This window comes from Streptomyces sp. NPDC046977 (genome assembly GCF_040644455.1).
Classification (GTDB): domain Bacteria; phylum Actinomycetota; class Actinomycetes; order Streptomycetales; family Streptomycetaceae; genus Actinacidiphila.
Genome location: NZ_JBEYWO010000050.1, coordinates 23,430 through 41,612 on the forward strand (window position 1 = coordinate 23,430; position 18,183 = coordinate 41,612).

Consider the following 18,183-nt stretch of genomic DNA (forward strand, 5'->3'; position numbering starts at 1 on the left):
CGAGCCGTGTGCGCTGCGCGGGCTCAGACGTCGACCTTCTCCATGACCTCGTCGGAGACGTCGAAGTTGGCGAAGACGTTCTGCACGTCGTCGCTGTCCTCGAGCGCGTCGATGAGCTTGAAGATCTTCCGGGCGCCCTCCTCGTCCAGTTCCACCTGCATGGTGGGGACGAAGTTGGCCTCCGCGGAGTCGTAGTCGATGCCCGCCTCCTGGAGCGCGGTGCGGACCGCGACGAAGTCGGTGGCCTCGCTCAGCACCTCGAAGGACTCGCCGAGGTCGTTGACCTCCTCGGCGCCGGCCTCCAGGACCGCCGCGAGCACGTCGTCCTCGGAGAGCCCGGCCTTGGGGACGATCACGACGCCCTTGCGGTTGAACAGGTAGGACACCGAGCCCGGGTCGGCCATGGAGCCGCCGTTGCGGGTCATCGCGACGCGGACGTCGGAGGCGGCACGGTTGCGGTTGTCGGTGAGGCACTCGATGAGCACCGCGACACCGTTCGGGCCGTAGCCCTCGTACATGATCGTCTCGTAGTCGGCACCGCCCGCCTCGAGACCGGCACCGCGCTTGACCGCGCTGTCGATGTTCTTGTTGGGCACCGAGCTCTTCTTCGCCTTCTGGATGGCGTCGAAGAGGGTCGGGTTGCCGGAGATGTCGGCACCGCCGGCGCGTGCCGCGACTTCGATGTTCTTGATCAGCTTCGCGAAGAGCTTGCCGCGCTTGGCGTCAACCACGGCCTTCTTGTGCTTCGTCGTAGCCCATTTAGAGTGGCCGGACATCAGCCTGTCTCCTTCACGTCACCGATTGCTTCACGAACACTGCGATCCTACCGGGATCGTGTCACGCGGCGGCGCGCACCATGTCGACGAAGTAGCGGTGCATGCGGTGGTCCCCGGTCAGTTCGGGGTGGAACGCGGTGGCCAGCAGGTTTCCCTGGCGCACGGCGACCGTGGTGCCGTCGTCGAGCCGGGCCAGCGTGGCGACCGCGCTGCCGGTCGACTCGACCCAGGGCGCGCGGATGAAGACGCCCTCGACCGGGCCGCCGTCGATCCCCTCGACCGCGACCGCGGTCTCGAAGGACTCGTTCTGCCGCCCGAAGGCGTTGCGCCGCACGGTCATGTCGATACCGCCGAAGGTCTCCTGGTCGTCCCTGCCGTCCAGGATCTTGTCGGCGAGCATGATCATTCCGGCGCAGGTGCCGTAGACGGGCAGGCCCTCGCGGATGCGCTCGCGCAGCGGCTGCATGACGTCGAAGAGCACGGCCAGCTTGGACATGGTGGTCGACTCGCCGCCGGGGATCACCAGGCCGTCGATCCCGGCGATTTCCTCGGGCCGCCGCACCGGGCGGGCGAGGGCGTCGGCCTCCGCGAGCGCGACAAGGTGCTCGCGGACGTCGCCCTGGAGGGCGAGGACGCCGACGGTGGGCGTACTGCTGGCCCGCGGTGACATGGGGGACGCGGGGGACACGGGTGACACAGGGGGAACCTTCCGGGCGGCTGGGTCGGGCACGGCGGACGGGCAGGCCGTCGCCGGCCCGCCCGTCACACGGCGTTTACCAGCCGCGGTTGGCGTAACGCTCGGTCTCGGGGAGGGTGTCGCAGTTGATGCCGACCATGGCCTCGCCCAGGTTGCGGGAGGCGTCCGCGATGATCTTCGGGTCGTCGTAGAACGTGGTGGCCTTCACGATGGCGGCGGCGCGCTTGGCCGGGTCGCCGGACTTGAAGATGCCGGAGCCGACGAAGACGCCCTCCGCGCCGAGCTGCCGCATCAGCGCGGCGTCGGCCGGGGTGGCGACACCGCCGGCGGAGAACAGCACGACCGGCAGCTTGCCGAGCTCGGCGACCTCCTTGACGAGCTCGTACGGGGCGCGCAGCTCCTTGGCGGCGGCGTACAGCTCGTGGTTGTCGTAGCCGCGCAGGCGGGCGATCTCGTTCTTGATCTGGCGCAGGTGGCGGACGGCCTCCACGACGTTGCCGGTGCCGGCCTCGCCCTTGGAGCGGATCATGGCCGCGCCCTCGGCGATACGGCGCAGGGCCTCGCCCAGGTTGGTGGCGCCGCAGACGAAGGGGGTGGTGAACTCCCACTTGTCGGAGTGGTTGACCTCGTCGGCCGGGGTCAGGACCTCGGACTCGTCGATGTAGTCGACACCGAGCGCCTGCAGGACCTGGGCCTCGACGAAGTGCCCGATACGGGACTTGGCCATGACCGGGATCGACACGGCCCCGATGATGCCCTCGATCATGTCCGGGTCGGACATGCGCGCCACGCCGCCGTCCTTGCGGATGTCGGCCGGGACCCGCTCCAGGGCCATGACGGCCACCGCCCCGGCGTCCTCCGCGATCTTCGCCTGCTCCGGGGTGACGACATCCATGATCACGCCGCCCTTGAGCTGCTCGGCCATGCCGCGCTTGACGCGCGCGGTGCCGGTCTCAGGGGACTGGGGGGTGCTGGGAAGCGTGCTGGACACGGTGACCTCACTCGGCGACGGAACTTCTGGGGGGAGCGGCATTTGCCCTGTCTCCCATGGTGGACCGCACGAAGTGGACCGGAAAAGGGCCAATCGCGCCTCAGTGGCCTGCCGCGCCGTCCGCGGTGAGCACGGCCGGAGGCTCGTCGTCCATTTCGAACGTCGCAGGCCGCGGGGCGTGCCCGGCCAGCCGGAACCAGCGCACCTTGCGGTGCGCCCGCAGTGCCCGGGCGGCGCGCACGGCGTCGTTGTGGAAGCGCCGGGCCATCGGCACCCGGCGCACGGCCTGGGTCAGCTCACGGGCGGCGTCCTCGCCGCCGGGGGCCTGCCGTACGGCGTCGACCGCGTCGGCCTCGGAGAACACCGCGCGCAGTGCCTGGCTCAGCTCGCTCTCGGCCACCTCGCGCTGGTCGTCCTCCGCCTGCCGGGCCGAATGCGCGGCCTCGTAGAGCACGATGCTTGCCGCCGGGTCCAGCACGCCCGCCGTCGCGAGCTCCTGGGCGACCGAGGCCCTGCGCAGCAGCTGCGCGTCCAGCGCGGCGCGGGCGGCGTCGATGCGCGCGTGCAGCCGGTCCAGCCGGCCCGCGGTCCAGCTCAGATAGAGGCCGATGGCGACGACCGCCACGGCCACCCAGATGATGGTGGTCACGGGCGGCAAGGCTACCGGTGTGCCGGGGGCGGCCCGCCGGGCGGCGGACCCTCACCGGTGCGGGCGCTCAGTCGCGGGCGAAGCCGAACCGGGCGCGCAGCCCGACGCGCTCGTCGGCGGCCACCGCCGCGGCGCCCGCGGTGACCGTCTCGTAGACCGCCAGGATGTCCGCGGCCACCCGGGACCAGTCGAAGCGCCGCACGTGCCGCGAACCCAGGTCGCGCAGTTGCGCCCGGCGCTCGGGGTCGCCCAGCAGCCGTACCGCCGCCGCCGCGAGGGCCTGCGGGTCCTCGTTGGGGAAGACCTCGCCAGCCGCTCCCCCGTCGAGCACCTGCCGGAAGGCGTCCAGGTCGCTGGCGAGCACCGGGGCGCCCGCCGACATCGCCTCGACCAGGATGATCCCGAAGCTCTCGCCGCCGGTGTTGGGCGCGATGTACAGGTCGACGCTGCGCAGCAGGCGCGCCTTGTCCTCGTCGCTGACCATGCCGAGGAACTCCACGTGCGAACGCAGGTCCGCGGGCAGGTCCTCCACCGCCTCCTTCTCGTCGCCGCGCCCGGCCACCAGCAGCCGGGTGTCCGGACGCTCCGCGAGGATCCGGGGCAGCGCCTTCATGAGCACGGGCAGCCCCTTGCGGGGCTCGTCGATGCGGCCGATGAAGCCGATGGTGCGGCCTTCGCCGGATCCGGACGCGCCCTGCCACTCGGCCTTGGGCTCGGCGCCGGCGAAGAAGCCGACGTCGACGCCGTTGGGGATGACCACGGCGTCCCCGCCCAGGTGCTCGACCAGCGTGCGCCGGGCGTACTCGCTCACCGCGATGCGCGCGCTGATCTTCTCCAGGGCGGCCTGGAGGATCGGGTACGCGGCGATCATCGCCCGCGAGCGCGGGTTGGAGGTGTGGAAGGTGGCGACGATCGGCCCCTGCGCCGCCCAGCAGGTGAGCAGGCCCAGCGAGGGCGAGGAGGGCTCGTGGACGTGGATGACGTCGAAGGCGCCCTCGTGCAGCCAGCGCCGCACCCGGGCGGCCGACAGGAAGCCGAAGTTGAGCCGGGCCACGGAGCCGTTGTACGGGACGGGGACGGCCCGGCCGGAGGAGACGACGTACGGCGGCAGCGGGGTCTCGTCGTCCGCGGGCGCCAGGACGGAGACCTGGTGGCCCAGCGCGATCAGGTGCTCGGCCAGGTCGCGGATGTGGAACTGGACGCCGCCGGGGACGTCCCAGGAGTACGGGCTGACGATCCCGATCCTCAAGATTTCTCCGTTCCGAAGCGGTCGGAGGCGGTGCCGGACACCGGAGGGGACGCCGTGTCGGAGCCCCCGGGTTGCCCCGGGACGGCGGTTCCGGCCGGCTCCGGACGGGTTTCGAGGTCTTCCAGCCACAGCCGCTGCAGCATGTGCCAGTCCTCGGGGTGCTCGGCGATGCCGGCGGCGAAGACGTCGGCGAGCCGCTGCGTCATGGCGGAGGCCTTCTCCGCGCGCGTGCCGCTCTCCGGGACCTCCAAGGGCGGGTGGACGCGGCCCTGGAGGATCCGGGACGCGTCGTACCAGAGGGTGACGGGCAGCAGGAGCGCGCCGGTCTGCACGGAGAGCAGCGCGGGCCCGGCCGGCATCCGGGCGCTCGCGCCGAAGAAGTCCACTGGGACGCCGGAGGCGGACAGGTCGCGGTCGGCGACCAGGCAGACCAGGCCGCCGTCGCGCAGCCGCCGCGCCAGGGTGCCGAAGGCGGCGCCGCCGGTGTGCGGCAGCACCTCCATGCCCAGTCCCTCGCGGTAGGCGACGAAGCGGTCGTACAGGGTCTCCGGCTTGAGGCGCTCGGCGACGGTGGTGAAGGGCACCCCGAGCCGGGTGGTGACCCACGCGCCGGCCAGGTCCCAGTTGGCCATGTGGGGCAGGGCGAGGACGACGCCGCGGCCGGAGGCCAGGCCGTCCACCAGGTGGTGCAGGCCCTCGGGGGCGAAGCCCTCGCGGACGCGTTCGGTGCTCCACGCGGGCAGCCGGAAGGACTCCATCCAGTAGCGCAGGTAGGAGCGCATGCCCGCCTTGGACAGCTCACGCAGGCGGGCCGCGTCGGCCTCCGGCACGACGCGTGCCAGGTTGCCCTCCAGCCGGGTCACGCCCTTGCCGCGCCGGCTCCACGCGAAGTCGGCCACCGCGCGCCCCAGGCGGTCCGCCACCGGCTCGGGGAGCCGCTTGACGGCGCCCCAGCCCAGTCCGTACAGCGCGTCGGTAAGCCGGTCCTTCACGCCGCCCCGCTTCCCTCGCGTGCCGCGGCGTCGGCCTCGAAGGCCTCCCGGCGCACGGTGATCACCCGCTGCACCAGCGTGACCAGACTGCCGACGGCCACGATCCACAGCGCGATCGGCAGCAGCCACTGGATGCCCGGCACCCCGAACTTGTGCAGTCCGGCGAAGCCGCAGGCCACCAGCGAGATCACCAGGCGCTCGGCGCGCTCCACGAGCCCGTTGACGGCGACCGGGAGGCCGATGCTCTCGCCGCGCGCCTTGGTGTACGACACCACCTGGCCGCTGGCGAGGCAGAAGATCGTCACGGCGCACAGCACGAGGTCGTTCCCGCCCCCGGCGTACCACAGGGCGAGTCCGCCGAAGATGGCCGCGTCGGCGACCCGGTCGAGCGTGGAGTCGAGGAACGCGCCCCACCGGCTGGAGACGCCGGCCTGGCGGGCCATGTTGCCGTCCACCAGGTCGGAGAAGACGAAGAGCGTGATCACGACCGTGCCCCAGAAGAACTCGCCCCTGGGGTAGAAGACCAGCGCGCCCGCGACCACGCCTCCGGTGCCGATCAGCGTGACCGTGTCCGGGCTGACGCCCAGGCGCAGCAGAAACGCGGCGAACGGTGTGAGGACACGCGTGAAGAATGCACGCGCGTACTTGTTCAGCATGGCCTTCCCGGAGGTCGGTGGTGCCCGGCGCGGCTCCGGCGGCCGCCCCGGCTGGCCCATCGTAGCCAGGTGGGATGTTCCGGATGCGCCGGGCTCCCGCCCCACGGGCACACGTACGACGTATGGACGCACCGTGAAGCGCGTGGGAAGGTCGAATTACCGCGGGCGCCACAGAGGCCGCCCTGGTCGGGTGGTCTCCCGTGGCCCGCAGTCCCCATGCCGTGACGGACCGGGAGGCGAGGCACATGGGTGACAGGAGAGACGCAGGCCCAGGAGCCGCCGGAAGGGCATCGACGGCCGACCGGCCCGCCGATGTACGCAACGTGGTGCTGGTCGGCCACAGTGGCTCCGGGAAGACGACACTGGTCGAGGCGCTGGCCCTGGCCACAGGGGCGGTGAACCGCGCCGGGCACGTCGCCGACGGCGGCACGGTCTCCGACCACGACGAGATCGAGCACCGCCAGCAGCGCTCGGTGCAGTTGTCGCTCGTCCCGGTCGAATGGGACGGAATCAAGATCAATCTGCTCGACACCCCCGGCTATGCCGACTTCGTGGGTGAGCTCAGGGCCGGTCTGCGCGCTGCGGACGCGGCCCTGTTCGTCGTCTCGGCCGCCGACGGCGTGGACGGCGCGACCCGCATGGTCTGGGACGAGTGCGCGGCGGTCGGCATGCCGCGCGCGGTGGTCATCACGCACCTGGAGGCGGCTCGCGCCTCCTTCGAGGAGATGACCGAGACCTGCCGCGCGGTCTTCGGCGGCGACTCCCCCGAGTCGGTGCTGCCGCTGTACCTGCCGCTGCACGGCGAGGAGAGTCCCGGCAGCGACGGGCACCGGCCCGTGACGGGGCTGATCGGGCTGCTGTCGCAGCGGATCTACGACTACTGCTCGGGCGAGCGCGAGGAGGGCACCCCCGCGCCCGACGACGTCCCGGTGATCGACGAGGCACGCGGCCGGCTCATCGAGGGGATCATCGCCGAGAGCGAGGACGAGACCCTCATGGACCGCTACCTCGGCGGCGAGGAACTGGACATGAAGACCCTGGTCCAGGATCTCGAACGGGCCGTCGCCCGCGGCTCGTTCCACCCCGTGCTCGCCGCCGCCCCCGCGGCGGAGGGCTGCAAACGGGGCATCGGCACCGTGGAGCTGCTGGAACTGATCACCGGCGGCTTCCCGACCCCGCTGGAGCGCGAGGTCCCGCGGGTCAGCACCCCGCAGGGCACCCCGCACGAGCAGCTGACCTGCGACCCGGACGGGCCGCTGGCCGCCGAGGTGGTCAAGACGTACTCCGACCCGTACGTGGGGCGGATCAGTCTGGTGCGGGTCTTCTCCGGCACCCTGCGCCCCGACGAGACGGTCCATGTCTCCGGGCACGGGCTGGAGGACCGGGGCCACGAGGACCACGACGTGGACGAGCGGATCGGCGCGCTGTCCTCGCCCTTCGGCAAGCAGCAGCGGCCGGTGCCGCACTGCGTCGCGGGCGACCTGGCGTGCGTGGCGAAGCTGACCCGGGCGGAGACCGGCGACACGCTCTCCGCCAAGGACGACCCGCTGCTGATGGAGCCGTGGCTGATGCCCGACCCGCTGCTGCCGGTGGCCATCCAGGCGCACAGCAAGGCGGACGAGGACAAGCTGTCCATGGGCCTGTCCCGGCTGGTCGCCGAGGACCCGACGATGCGGCTGGAGCAGAACCCGGACACCAACCAGGTGGTGCTGTGGTGCCTGGGCGAGGCCCATGTCGACGTCGCGCTGGAGCGGCTGCGCACCCGTTACGGGGTCCAGGTGGACTCGGTCCCGCACAAGGTGGCGCTCCGCGAGACCTTCGGCGAGAAGGCCACGGCGCGCGGACGGCACGTCAAGCAGTCCGGCGGGCACGGCCAGTTCGCGATCTGCGACATCGAGGTCGAGCCGCTGCCGGTGGGTTCGGGCATCGAGTTCGTCGACAAGGTCGTCGGGGGCGCGGTGCCGCGGCAGTTCATCCCGTCGGTGGAGAAGGGGGTGCGGGCGCAGGCCGCGCGGGGCGTCGCGCTCGGCTTCCCGGTGGAGGACATCCGGATCACGCTCGTCGACGGCAAGGCGCACTCGGTGGACTCCTCCGACGCCGCCTTCCAGACCGCGGGCGCGCTCGCGTTGCGCGAGGCGGCGGCGCAGTGCCGGATCCATCTGCTGGAACCGGTCAGCGAGGTACGGGTGATGGTGCCCGACGAGTACGTCGGCCCGGTCATGAGCGACCTGTCCGGCCGCCGGGGCCGGGTGCTGGGCACCGAACCGGTCGGGCAGGGCCGCACCCTGGTGCGGGCCGAAGTGCCGGAGATCGAGATCGGTCGCTACGCGGTCGATCTGCGTTCGCTCTCGCACGGAATGGGTCGCTACGCGCGCACTCACGCCCGGCACGAACCGATGCCTCCGCAGCTGGCCGGCAAGCTGAGAGAGCAGCACGCCCAAGAGGTGGGCGCCAAGTAGCGCTCGGGCGGCACCCGGTCGTGGGCCCGGCGGAACGATCAAGTTCCGTCGGGCCCATGACGCATGTCACACCCCCCGTATACGCTGTGTGGGCAGCGCGGGAGGAATGCCGCGGCTGCGAGCGGGGAACGGTCCGGGGAGTGGGCCGGACGGGCTTTCGCCTGCGCGGACGGGCACGAGGAGGGGGCGCAAGTGAGCAACAGTTACGACTTCCTGAGCCCGGGCGCGCAGATCCCGTTGAGCGGTGCCGACGGGCAGACCGCGGCCACCCAGGCGCTGGCCTCGGCCGCCTACCGGGACAGCCCGCTGAAGACCCTGTCCGACGCGGACTCCGGCATGACCGTCGTCACCCCGCCCAAACTCTCCCTGCTCCAGGCCAACTTGGGCGAGGCCTTCGCCCGCGCGGTGCAGAACCGGATGCTCGGCGCGGCGCGCAACGAACTGGTGCAGTCCTTCGGCGCCGAACCGCAGACCGTCGTCGAGCACTGCCTGGCCGCCAATCGCATCCGGCAGGAGCGGGACAACCGGCTCACGGGCATCATGGTCGTCTTCGGGCTGCTCTTCCTGCCCGGCGTGCTGCTCTGGCTGGGCGCGTTCCAGCTGCGCAGCACGGTCAAGAAGGCCGAGGGTTCGCGCGCCGGGCTGCTCGGCTCGGTCGTGCTGCTGGTGGTCGGCCTCTTCGCCGTCCTCTTCGTCGTCAACCCGCCGTTGACCGGTTTCTGGTCGCAGTACCTGCGCGTGATGATGATCGCGCCGGTCCTCGGCTGGTTCTGGGCCAAGCGGATCTGCGAGCGCACCGCCAAGGACCTGCGGGACCGCTGGGCGGGGCTGGTCTCCGGCAGCGGTGTGGGGGCCAAGATCCCCGAGGCGGTGCCCCGCAACCCCAACGAGACCCGGGCCGAGAAGCTCCGCCAGAGCCTGGCGAAGCTCTCCGCCGAGCAGCAGAGCAACGTGGTCTTCTACGCCGGCCCCAAGGGCATACTCGGGATGGGCACCCGCTGGGGCGACTGGCAGATGGCCGAGGAGCTGACCCCGCGGGAAGGCCTCGCCGAGATCCACCCGTTCCGCAGCTGGGACGTCATCAAGGCGGTGCACGGCCGGCTGCGCGAGCTGGAGCGCGGCCCGCTGCACACGGGCGGCTTCCCCAAGCCCGTCATACGCCACTGGGTCGTCGCGCCGGTCGGTGAGGGAGCCAAGAAGGTCAGCCGGCCCACCGGATCGGACGTCGAGGGCTACACCGTCCGGGACTTCGAGATACAGCGGATCTGCAACGAGCAGCAGTTCGGCAAGGGCAACCGCCACTACCTCGGGGTCCAGTTCGTCCTGTGGGACGGGCAGTTGGTGATAACCCTGCTCGTCACCGTGACCGTCCTGGCCAGCACCCTGCGCGTCGAGGTCACCGGTCACGCCCTCGGTCCCGTGCACTCGCTCTTCACCTCGGCACCCGACGCCAAGGAGAAGAAGGTCAGCCACCCGGTGAAGTTCTGGGAGACCAGGACCGTCTCCATGCCGCTGGTCGAGAGCGACGAGGTGGTGCGGCTCGCCGCCCGCGCGCCGCTGTCCCGTTTCCCCCAGGTGCTGGAGTACCTGGGCGGCAAGATCGTCCTTCCCGAGCCCTTCGGGCTGCGGCACACCTGGGCCTCGGCGCCCTGGACGCACCGCTTCATGGCGGACGACGCCCTGCGTGCGGCGACCCCGGTGCTGCGCGCGGTCCACTCGGCGGCGATCGAGGTCATGCGGGAGAACGGCGTGGACACGGAGAAGTTCACCGCCCGCTCGCTGTTCCTGAGCACCTCGGTGCAGAACGCCAGCCCGTCCGAGGCGGACGTCTACTGACGCCGCCCCCGGCGGGCGCCGGCGGGCGGTTCAGCGTTCAGCGCTCAGCCAGTCGCCGGTTCAGCCGGGGGGCCAGGCGTCCGCGAGCATCTTGCGGGTGTCCGCGAGGAGCTGCGGCAGCACCTTGGTGTGCCCGACCACCGGCATGAAGTTGGTGTCGCCGCCCCAGCGCGGCACCACGTGCTGGTGCAGGTGCGCGGCGATCCCGGCACCGGCCACGGCGCCCTGGTTCATGCCGATGTTGAAGCCGTGGGCGCCCGAGGCCGACCGCAGGGCGACCATGGCCCGCTTGGTGAAGTCCGCCAGCTCCGCGGTCTCCGCCAGGTCGAGGTCGGTGTAGTCGGCGACGTGGCGGTACGGGACCACCATCAGGTGGCCGCCGTTGTACGGGTAGAGGTTGAGGACCGCGTACACGGCGCCGCCACGGGCGATGACCAGCCCGTCCTCGTCGCTCATCTCCGGAATCGCGCAGAAGGGGCAGCCGTCCGCGGCCCCGGGGCCGGTCGGCTTGTTCTCGCCCTGGATGTACGCCATGCGGTGCGGCGTCCACAGGCGCTGGAACGCGTCCTGCGTCCCCACTCCGTTCTGCAGTTCCGGCTCACTCGTCATGCCTTGCAGCATATGGCGTCCGCCCCGCTCAGCGTGTCGCCGGGGGCGCTCCCCCGGGCGGCGCTGGATGCTGGCCCCATGCCCTTGCAAGACGAGCGGCGGCTGCGGGAGTGGGAGCGCCGTGGGAGCGTGCCGCTCTCCCTCGCGTCCCTGGTGTTCCTCGTCACGTACGCCGTGCGCGTGCTGGCCCACGAGCTGCCACGCGACATGCGCGCCCTGCTGCTGCTCACCTGTGTGACCTGGGCCTTCTTCGTCGCCGACTATCTGCTGCGAGTGGCGGTGGCCCCCCACCGCTGGTCCTATGTGCGGCGCCGCTGGCTGGACCTGGTGGTCGTGATCATGCCCCTGCTGCGCCCCTTGCGCATCCTGCAGAACTACTCGACGGTGCAGAGCCGCCGGGAGCGCCCCCGGCTCACCCTGGAGGCCCGCGTGATGTCCTACGCCGGGCTCACCACCCTGCTGCTGGGCTTCGCGGCCAGCCTCCAGGTGTACGCGATCGAGCGGCAGGCGCCCGGTGCCTCCATCCGCACCTACGGCGACGCGGTGTGGTGGGCCTGCTCGGCGGTGACCACGACCGGCTACGGCGACGTCGTGCCCGTCACCGCCAAGGGGCGGCTGATCGGCGCGGGTGTGATGTTCCTGGGCGTCGTCCTGATCGGGGCGGTCGTCGCCTCCTTCGCGTCCTGGCTGACCCAGAGCTTCCGCCGTCCCGAGGAGCGCCGGGACGGACGAAGGCCCCCGGGGGACGGATAGTCCTCCGGGGGCCCGGTCACACCCTGCGGGCGGGCGGCCGTCAGACCTGGACGCGGTCCTCGACGGCCTGGGCGATCTCGGCGAGGGCCTCGTCGCGCGGGATGCCGTTCTTCTGCGAGCCGTCGCGGTAGCGGAAGGAGACCGTGCCGGCCGCCATGTCCTCGTCGCCCACGATGACCATGAAGGGCACCTTGTTCTTCTGCGCGTTGCGGATCTTCTTCTGCATGCGGTCCGCGGAGCCGTCCACCTCGACCCGCAGGCCCTTCTTCTTCGCCGCGGCGGCGAAGTCCTCCAGGTACGACACGTGGGCGTCGCCGATCGGGATGCCAACCGCCTGCACGGGGGCCAGCCAGGCCGGGAAGGCGCCCGCGTAGTGCTCCAGCAGCACCGCGAAGAAGCGCTCGATGGAACCGAAGAGCGCGCGGTGGATCATGACCGGCCGCTGCTTGGTGCCGTCGGCGGCCGTGTACTGGAGGTCGAAGCGCTCGGGCAGGTTGAAGTCCAGCTGCACAGTCGACATCTGCCAGGTGCGGCCGATGGCGTCCTTGGCCTGGACGGAGATCTTCGGGCCGTAGAAGGCGGCGCCGCCCGGGTCCGGGACGAGCGGGAGGCCCTGCTTCTCGGCCACCTGGCGCAGGACCTCGGTGGCCTCCTCCCAGGTCTCGTCCGAACCGACGTACTTCACCGGGTCCTTGGTGGACAGCTCCAGGTAGAAGTCGGTCAGGCCGTAGTCGCGCAGCAGGTTGAGGACGAAGGTGAGCGTCTTGTCGAGCTCGTCGGCCATCTGCTCGCGGGTGCAGTAGATGTGCGCGTCGTCCTGCGTGAAGCCGCGGGCGCGGGTGAGGCCGTGCACGACGCCCGACTTCTCGTACCGGTACACGGTGCCGAACTCGAAGAGCCGCAGCGGCAGTTCACGGTAGGACCGGCCGCGGGCGTCGAAAATCAGGTTGTGCATCGGGCAGTTCATCGGCTTGAGGTAGTAGTCGACGCCCTCGTCCAGCTGCATGGGCGGGTACATGCCGTCGGCGTACCAGTCCAGGTGGCCCGAGGTCTCGAACAGCTTCCCCTTGGTGGCGTGCGGGGTGTAGACGAACTCGTACCCCTCCTCCTCGTGCCGCCGGCGCGAGTAGTCCTCCATGACCCGGCGGATGATGCCGCCCCGGGGGTGGAAGACCGCGAGGCCCGAACCGATCTGCTCCGGGACGGAGAACAGGTCGAGCTCCGCGCCGAGCTTGCGGTGGTCGCGCTTCTCGGCCTCGACGAGGAAGTCCAGGTACTCCTTCAGCTCGTCCCTGGACGGCCAGGCGGTGCCGTAGATGCGCTGGAGCTGCTTGTTCTTCTCGCTGCCGCGCCAGTAGGCGGCGGCGGAGCGCATCAGCTTGAACGCCGGGATGATCCGCGTGGTGGGCAGGTGGGGACCGCGGCAGAGGTCCTTCCAGCACAGCTCGCCGGTCTTGGGGTCCAGGTTGTCGTAGATGGTCAGCTCGCCGGCGCCGACCTCGGCGGAGGCGCCCTCGGCCGCGTCGGCGGCGGAGCCCTTGAGGCCGATCAGCTCCAGCTTGTACGGCTCGGCCGCCAGCTCCTCGCGGGCGGCGTCGTCGCTGACGGCACGGCGGGAGAAGCGCTGACCGCGCTTGACGATCTCCTGCATCTTCTTCTCGATGCGCTTGAGGTCGTCGGGGTGGAAGGGCGTCTCGACGTCGAAGTCGTAGTAGAAGCCGTCCTTGATGGGCGGGCCGATCCCGAGCTTCGCCTCCGGGAAGAGCTCCTGCACGGCCTGCGCCATCACGTGCGCGGTGGAGTGGCGCAGGATGTTGAGGCCGTCCTCGCTGCCGATCCCCACGGGCTCGACCTCGTCGCCGTCGGCGATCTCGTACGCGAGGTCCTTCAGCTGCCCCGCGACGCGCGCGGCGACAACGGTGCGATCGCCCTCGAAGAGGCCGGCGGCCGTCGTGCCCGTGGTCACCACGCGCTCTTCCCGCTCATCGGAATCGCGTTTGATGGTCACACGGACGTCTGACACCGGTCTCTCCTGACGTATGTCCCACTGGGGCCCGGCAGCGGAAGCTGCACCGCTGAATCCTACCGAGCCCCGCGGGTCCGCCGCGAAGTGATCGCTGCCGGGACGCGCGTCACCCGCCGAAGGAGTCCTCGAAGGTGTCGACCCCGCCGTGCAGCGCCTTCAGCAGCCGGTCGCGGTCGGCCTCGTCGACGTGGACCGGGGTGAGGGCGGTCGGATGCGTCAGGTGCCGGAAGCCGGTACGGGTCTCCAGCCGGCCCGACAGCCGGACGGGCAGCCCCACCAGATGCGCCTGGGCGGCGATCCGGTAGGCGTCCTCCGCCAGGCGCACGCGGATGTGCCGGACGTCCGCCCCCGCCAGGACCCGCAGCCGCACGGTGCCGCTGCCGGAAGGGCGCGGGCGGCGCAGCCGGGTGACCGTCCCGGTGACGCGCACGTCCACCGAGGGTTCCTCGCGCACATAACGCTCGCTGGCGGCCTCCAGGGCCGGGAGGTCGCCAGGGGAGAACTCGACCGGTTCGGGCACGGCCGCGAATCCGGCGGGTGGCCCGGCCCCCGGGGCCCAGGAGAGCGTGACGGCCACGCCCTCGGTCCCGCGTATCAGGCGGATCAGGGAGTCGGCGAGCTCATGGCAGACGCCCAGGCCGACGGCGGCGTCGAAGGCCTCCATGCCGCCGGTCGTGCGCTGGTAGTCCACCGCGTCCCGGGCGGCCTGCAGCGCGCGCAGCAGCGTGGCGGTGACCGACCGCCCCTCCGGGACCGGGCAGTAGGCGGTCAGCTGGTGCCCCGCCGGGGCGGGGCCGACCAGCACCTGCTCCAGGAAGGCGGTGGCGTGGCCGGTGTGCCGCTGGCCGAAGTAGCCGAAGCGGTCCCGCTCGGCGCGGGCCGCGGCCATCAGCATGATCCGTGCCGCGGAGCGCAGCTGTTCGGCGGTCGTCCATGTCACGGCGGCACCGTCGATCAGCGGCACCGCACGCTGCCAGCGGACCTCGTCGCCCGGCACGGCGAGCGCGGTCAGCACCTCGCGCGCCGAGGGCACACCGCAGCGGGCGAGGGCGTCCAGCGCCTCCCCGAGCAGTTCCTCGTGGTCCGCGTAGCGTGCCTCGCCCCTCCGGTCGGGCACCAGGAGGCTCATACGGGCGGAGGTCCCGGCGTCGCCGGGCGGCGTCCAGCGCGTGTAGCGGCCGGGTGTCCCCCCGCGCAACTGCCAGCCGTGGCGGGCCAGCAGCGCGGTGAGCACACCGGGGTCGACCCGCTCGGGGTCGGGCGGCACGAGTACGTCGTCGGCCGGCCGGCTCATCAGGGCCTCCCTCCCGCCCCGACCCGGGTCATGATCTCGCACAGGGCGCGGTCGTCGAAGATCCGCGCGGTGGGTATCCGCACGGTGGTCTTGCGCTTGCCGGTCACGGCGTGCCCGGCGAGGTTCGTCCAGTAACAGCAGTGTCGCAGTTCCAGCCGGTCGTGGCTGGCCCGCAGCCATTCCTCCTGGGTGCGCGGCACGAGCATCACCACCAGGATCTTGTGCACCGAGACCGGGGACCGGGCCAGCTTCACCAGGTGCTCGTTCTCGAGCGTGAAGGCGAAGGTGGGCCCGGGCGGGCGCGGTGCCACCTGGTAGGTGCACTTGAGCTGCACCTTGATCGTGACCTCGTCGTCGATGCCGTGGCCACGTGAGCTGTGACTTATGTGCCAGTCGATCCCGTTGTCCGGAAAGGGCTGGGCGAGCGAACATCCCGCGGCCGCGGCGACCGCGTGCAGGTATCCCACCTGCAGGGTTTCCATGCAACTGGTGGTGGCGAGCCCGCCCCGCAGCGGCGCGACCCGCTCCGGCAGCAGCCCGCCCGGTATGGGCTGCTCGAGCGCCATCGCTCTCCGTGCCTCTCCGGGCCGCGGGACTCCTGGTGATTCCCCGTACCCTTTCCATCCCCCTGCGCGTCAAGTCGCAAACGAGCCGGGTTCGGTGACATCCGGTCACGGGTAATCAATGAATGAGCGATCCGTCAATTCGTCACCTTTGTACGGGGGGTGCGCCATGCCGCACTGGTACGACGGCCCATTGGCCGCCTTCGACACCGAGACCACCGGCGTGGACGTGGAGCGGGACCGTGTGGTCTCCGCCGCGCTGGTGGTGCAGGACACACCGCACGCGCCGCCGCGCACGACCGGCTGGCTGATCGATCCCGGCGTCCCGGTGCCGGACGGCGCCCGCGCGGTGCACGGGCTGGACGACGCCTACTTGCAGGCCAACGGCCGCCGGCCGGGGCCCGTCATGGAGGAGATGGCCCGGGCGCTCGCCGACCAGGCCGCCCTGGGCGTGCCCCTGGTGGTGATGAACGCGCCCTTCGATCTCACTCTGCTGGACCGCGAGTTGCGGCGGCACCGCGGCACGGCCCTGGACGGCTACCTGGTGCGGGGGCCGCTGCGGGTGCTCGATCCCCGGGTGCTGGACAAGTACCTCGACCGTTACCGCAAGGGCCGCCGCACGCTCACCGACCTGTGCGCGCACTACGGGGTGGCCCTGACCGACGCGCACGACGCCTCCGCGGACGCGCTCGCCGCACTGGCCCTCGTCCGCGAACTCGGCCGGCGCTTCGCCGACCGCATAGGCGGCATGCCGGCGGCCGAGCTGCACGCCCGTCAGGCCCTGTGGCACGCCGGCCAGGCACGCGGGCTCCAGGCGTGGTTCAACCGCAGCGGCACCGACGAGCGGGTCGACCCGGCCTGGCCGCTGCGCCCCTCGGCCCCGGTCCCAGCACCGGCGCCGGAGGAACCCGCGGCGTAGAACGGCGGAAGGCCGGTCCCTCAGGACCGGCCTTCCGTGGTGCGTGGGCGATACTGGGATCGAACCAGTGACCCCTTCGGTGTGAACGAAGTGCTCTCCCGCTGAGCTAATCGCCCGGGAACGTCCTGAACCATACAGGGCCCGGGGCACTGCGTTCAAACCACTTGGCCGCCGACCCCCGCGTCGGCGGCCAGCCGGGCCGCCAGACCGCGCCTGCCGCTCCGCATCATCAGCGCGTGGTTGGCCCGGAACAACGGGCGGCACAGCACGGCGAGCCGCCGCATCAGCGGCTTGTTGACGACCACGTCCTCCTCGAACAGCAGCCGCGTCCCGCCGCCCGTCCGGTCCGCGCCGACCGTCCAGCGCACCCAGCCCTCCAGGTCGCCGCTCATCGCCGCCTCCAGCACCCGGGCCGCCGGGTCCCGCCGGGCCTGCCGCGCGGTCACCAGCAGGTCGTACGGCAGGACGGAGCGGAAGCGCAGCACGCCCACCGTCTCGCCGGTCTGCCGCACCTCGCGGATCTGCGGCCACCAGGACGGGTACTGGTCGGGCCGCTCCAGCAGGCCGTAGACGGTCTCGGGCGGCGCGGGCAACTCCCACAGGGCGCGGAAGCGGTAGCGGCTCCAGTCCATGGAGCCAGTGTGCGTACTCAGACCGCATCTGAGTAGCCGCGCGCATGGCGGGGCGCCGCGGCCCGCCGCCACACTCCGGGACATGGACCCGACGCGCCCGCACACCGACCGCTGCCCCGGCTGCGGCTGGTACCTGCCCGCACCCGTACCGCCCATGGCGCCGGCGCCCGCCTGCCCCCGGTGCGGGACGACGCTGGTGGGACCGGCCGCCGACGAACTGCGCGACACCGACCGCGCGATCCTGCGCCTGGACGCCGAACGCGGCCGGCTGCTCATGCGGCGCGCACAGTTGCTCGCGCACCTGCGGCCCGCTGTCCCGGCGGCTCCGACTCCCGCATGGGGCAGGCCCGTTGCCGCGCCCGACGCCGCACCGCGCACGGTGCAGCACCTGTTGCTCGCCCTCGGCGGACTGCTGCTCGCGGTCGCCGCGATCGCGTTCACCGTCCTCAGCTGGGGCCACCTCGGCATCGCCGGCCGCTCCGCGGTCCTGGGCGCCCTCACCCTGGCCGCCGCGGCCGTCCCCTTCCTGCTGCTGCGCCGCTCGCTGACGGCGACGGCGGAGGTCGTGGCCTGCCTCGCCCTCGTCCTGCTGCTCCTCGACGCCTACGCCCTGCGGCGGGTGGCCTTCCCCGGACCGGACGGCCTGCGCTACGCCGCCGTCGCCCTGGCCGTGGTGAGCGCCGCCTGGACCGGCTACGCCCGGCTGCTGCCGCGCCTGGCACTGCCCCTGCCCCTCGCACTCGTCCTGGCCCAACTCCCCCTGTGCCTCTGGGCGTGGGCGAGCGGGTCGGCGTACGCGACGGCGACCGCGCTGCTCGCGACGGCCGCGCTCGACACGGTGGCCATCCCGAGCCTGCGGCGGCCCGGGCCGCGCCTGACGGCCGCCGTGTCCGGCACCGCCCTCGGTCTGTGCGGACTGCTGCTCGCCGGCGCCCTGTCCGCCACCGCGACCGGCACCGGGGCGGCCCTGCGGGCGAGCGGCCTGCTGCTCGGCGCCGCGGCCGTCGCGGGGGCGGCGGCACTGCGGTGCTGGTTGCTGGTCAGGTGATTCGAGCAGACCGACCGCCAGGGCGCTGGCGGTG

The 18,183-nt window shown here is 72.1% G+C and carries 17 protein-coding genes and 1 tRNA gene; 5 read left to right on the plus strand and 13 right to left on the minus strand.

Annotation, left to right across the window (positions count from 1 at the left end):
- Positions 1-23: 23 nt before the first annotated feature.
- From ABZ883_RS40170 to pgsA, 7 genes are all read right to left on the minus strand, one after another.
- The gene (locus ABZ883_RS40170) at positions 24-776 is read right to left on the minus strand and encodes a YebC/PmpR family DNA-binding transcriptional regulator (RefSeq protein ID WP_360916234.1); all 753 of its coding nucleotides are present in this window, start codon (positions 774-776) and stop codon (positions 24-26) included.
- A gap of 61 nt (positions 777-837) precedes the next feature.
- Positions 838-1,446, minus strand: a complete 609-nt coding sequence (pdxT, locus tag ABZ883_RS40175; RefSeq protein ID WP_360916281.1) for a pyridoxal 5'-phosphate synthase glutaminase subunit PdxT — start codon at positions 1,444-1,446, stop codon at positions 838-840.
- Between the two features lie 103 nt (positions 1,447-1,549).
- The gene (gene pdxS, locus ABZ883_RS40180) at positions 1,550-2,506 is read right to left on the minus strand and encodes a pyridoxal 5'-phosphate synthase lyase subunit PdxS (protein WP_360916237.1); all 957 of its coding nucleotides are present in this window, start codon (positions 2,504-2,506) and stop codon (positions 1,550-1,552) included.
- 58 nt (positions 2,507-2,564) lie between these two features.
- On the minus strand, positions 2,565-3,122 hold the full coding sequence (locus ABZ883_RS40185; protein ID WP_360916240.1) for a hypothetical protein: 558 nt from the start codon (positions 3,120-3,122) through the stop codon (positions 2,565-2,567).
- Between the two features lie 58 nt (positions 3,123-3,180).
- Positions 3,181-4,362 carry a glycosyltransferase family 4 protein gene (locus ABZ883_RS40190; RefSeq protein WP_360916243.1) on the minus strand — a complete coding sequence of 394 codons (1,182 nt, stop codon included), beginning with the start codon at positions 4,360-4,362 and terminating at the stop codon, positions 3,181-3,183.
- Complete coding sequence (locus ABZ883_RS40195) at positions 4,359-5,354, minus strand: phosphatidylinositol mannoside acyltransferase (protein ID WP_360916247.1); 996 nt, start codon at positions 5,352-5,354, stop codon at positions 4,359-4,361. The genes ABZ883_RS40190 and ABZ883_RS40195 overlap by 4 nt, the downstream gene beginning before the upstream one ends.
- Entirely contained in the window at positions 5,351-6,010 is a 660-nt protein-coding gene (pgsA, locus tag ABZ883_RS40200; RefSeq protein ID WP_360916250.1) for a phosphatidylinositol phosphate synthase, read from the minus strand. The genes ABZ883_RS40195 and pgsA overlap by 4 nt, the downstream gene beginning before the upstream one ends.
- A gap of 245 nt (positions 6,011-6,255) precedes the next feature.
- On the opposite strand from pgsA, the gene ABZ883_RS40205 reads away from it, so the two are divergent.
- Both ABZ883_RS40205 and ABZ883_RS40210 read left to right on the plus strand, forming a co-directional pair.
- Positions 6,256-8,469 carry an elongation factor G-like protein EF-G2 gene (locus ABZ883_RS40205; protein WP_360916253.1) on the plus strand — a complete coding sequence of 738 codons (2,214 nt, stop codon included), beginning with the start codon at positions 6,256-6,258 and terminating at the stop codon, positions 8,467-8,469.
- 192 nt (positions 8,470-8,661) lie between these two features.
- Positions 8,662-10,305 carry a hypothetical protein gene (locus ABZ883_RS40210; RefSeq protein ID WP_360916256.1) on the plus strand — a complete coding sequence of 548 codons (1,644 nt, stop codon included), beginning with the start codon at positions 8,662-8,664 and terminating at the stop codon, positions 10,303-10,305.
- Between the two features lie 60 nt (positions 10,306-10,365).
- On the opposite strand, the gene ABZ883_RS40215 is transcribed toward ABZ883_RS40210, so the two are convergent.
- Positions 10,366-10,926: an HIT domain-containing protein gene (locus ABZ883_RS40215; protein WP_360916258.1), complete on the minus strand. Its 561-nt coding sequence runs from the start codon at positions 10,924-10,926 to the stop codon at positions 10,366-10,368.
- Between the two features lie 66 nt (positions 10,927-10,992).
- Here ABZ883_RS40215 and ABZ883_RS40220 point away from each other — a divergent pair, with 66 nt between their 5' ends.
- Entirely contained in the window at positions 10,993-11,667 is a 675-nt protein-coding gene (locus ABZ883_RS40220) for an ion channel (protein ID WP_360916261.1), read from the plus strand.
- 40 nt (positions 11,668-11,707) lie between these two features.
- Here ABZ883_RS40220 and thrS read toward each other — a convergent pair whose 3' ends face one another.
- The 3 genes from thrS to ABZ883_RS40235 form a co-directional block, all read right to left on the minus strand.
- Positions 11,708-13,690 (minus strand): threonine--tRNA ligase, encoded by a 1,983-nt coding sequence (thrS, locus tag ABZ883_RS40225; RefSeq protein ID WP_360916264.1) that lies wholly within the window; start codon positions 13,688-13,690, stop codon positions 11,708-11,710.
- 109 nt (positions 13,691-13,799) lie between these two features.
- Entirely contained in the window at positions 13,800-14,987 is a 1,188-nt protein-coding gene (locus ABZ883_RS40230) for a hypothetical protein (protein ID WP_360916267.1), read from the minus strand.
- The gene (locus tag ABZ883_RS40235) at positions 14,987-15,553 is read right to left on the minus strand and encodes a DUF4365 domain-containing protein (RefSeq protein ID WP_360916270.1); all 567 of its coding nucleotides are present in this window, start codon (positions 15,551-15,553) and stop codon (positions 14,987-14,989) included. Before ABZ883_RS40235 ends, ABZ883_RS40230 begins: the two co-directional genes overlap by 1 nt.
- Positions 15,554-15,719: 166 nt before the next feature.
- Between ABZ883_RS40235 and ABZ883_RS40240 the strand changes: the two genes are divergently transcribed.
- Positions 15,720-16,469, plus strand: coding sequence for an exonuclease domain-containing protein (locus ABZ883_RS40240; RefSeq protein ID WP_360916273.1), 750 nt, complete (start codon positions 15,720-15,722; stop codon positions 16,467-16,469).
- 44 nt (positions 16,470-16,513) lie between these two features.
- Here ABZ883_RS40240 and ABZ883_RS40245 read toward each other — a convergent pair.
- Both ABZ883_RS40245 and ABZ883_RS40250 read right to left on the minus strand, forming a co-directional pair.
- Positions 16,514-16,585 (minus strand) — tRNA-Val (locus ABZ883_RS40245).
- 39 nt (positions 16,586-16,624) lie between these two features.
- Positions 16,625-17,101, minus strand: a complete 477-nt coding sequence (locus ABZ883_RS40250) for an SRPBCC family protein (RefSeq protein WP_360916276.1) — start codon at positions 17,099-17,101, stop codon at positions 16,625-16,627.
- 82 nt (positions 17,102-17,183) lie between these two features.
- On the opposite strand from ABZ883_RS40250, the gene ABZ883_RS40255 reads away from it, so the two are divergent.
- On the plus strand, positions 17,184-18,149 hold the full coding sequence (locus tag ABZ883_RS40255; protein ID WP_360916279.1) for a hypothetical protein: 966 nt from the start codon (positions 17,184-17,186) through the stop codon (positions 18,147-18,149).
- Positions 18,150-18,183 lie beyond the last annotated feature (34 nt).

Bases quoted from the DNA above. Each gene is read 5' to 3' on its own strand.
- ABZ883_RS40170 (WP_360916234.1), bottom strand. From the start codon at position 776: ATGTCCGGCCACTCTAAATGGGCTACGACGAAGCACAAGAAGGCCGTG.
- ABZ883_RS40235 (WP_360916270.1), bottom strand. From the start codon at position 15,553: ATGGCGCTCGAGCAGCCCATACCGGGCGGGCTGCTGCCGGAGCGGGTC.
- ABZ883_RS40255 (WP_360916279.1), top strand. From the start codon at position 17,184: ATGGACCCGACGCGCCCGCACACCGACCGCTGCCCCGGCTGCGGCTGG.
- ABZ883_RS40230 (WP_360916267.1), bottom strand. From the start codon at position 14,987: ATGAGCCGGCCGGCCGACGACGTACTCGTGCCGCCCGACCCCGAGCGG.
- ABZ883_RS40215 (WP_360916258.1), bottom strand. From the start codon at position 10,926: ATGCTGCAAGGCATGACGAGTGAGCCGGAACTGCAGAACGGAGTGGGG.
- pgsA (WP_360916250.1), bottom strand. From the start codon at position 6,010: ATGCTGAACAAGTACGCGCGTGCATTCTTCACGCGTGTCCTCACACCG.
- ABZ883_RS40240 (WP_360916273.1), top strand. From the start codon at position 15,720: ATGCCGCACTGGTACGACGGCCCATTGGCCGCCTTCGACACCGAGACC.
- ABZ883_RS40220 (WP_360916261.1), top strand. From the start codon at position 10,993: ATGCCCTTGCAAGACGAGCGGCGGCTGCGGGAGTGGGAGCGCCGTGGG.
- pdxT (WP_360916281.1), bottom strand. From the start codon at position 1,446: ATGTCACCGCGGGCCAGCAGTACGCCCACCGTCGGCGTCCTCGCCCTC.
- ABZ883_RS40205 (WP_360916253.1), top strand. From the start codon at position 6,256: ATGGGTGACAGGAGAGACGCAGGCCCAGGAGCCGCCGGAAGGGCATCG.
- pdxS (WP_360916237.1), bottom strand. From the start codon at position 2,506: ATGCCGCTCCCCCCAGAAGTTCCGTCGCCGAGTGAGGTCACCGTGTCC.
- ABZ883_RS40250 (WP_360916276.1), bottom strand. From the start codon at position 17,101: ATGGACTGGAGCCGCTACCGCTTCCGCGCCCTGTGGGAGTTGCCCGCG.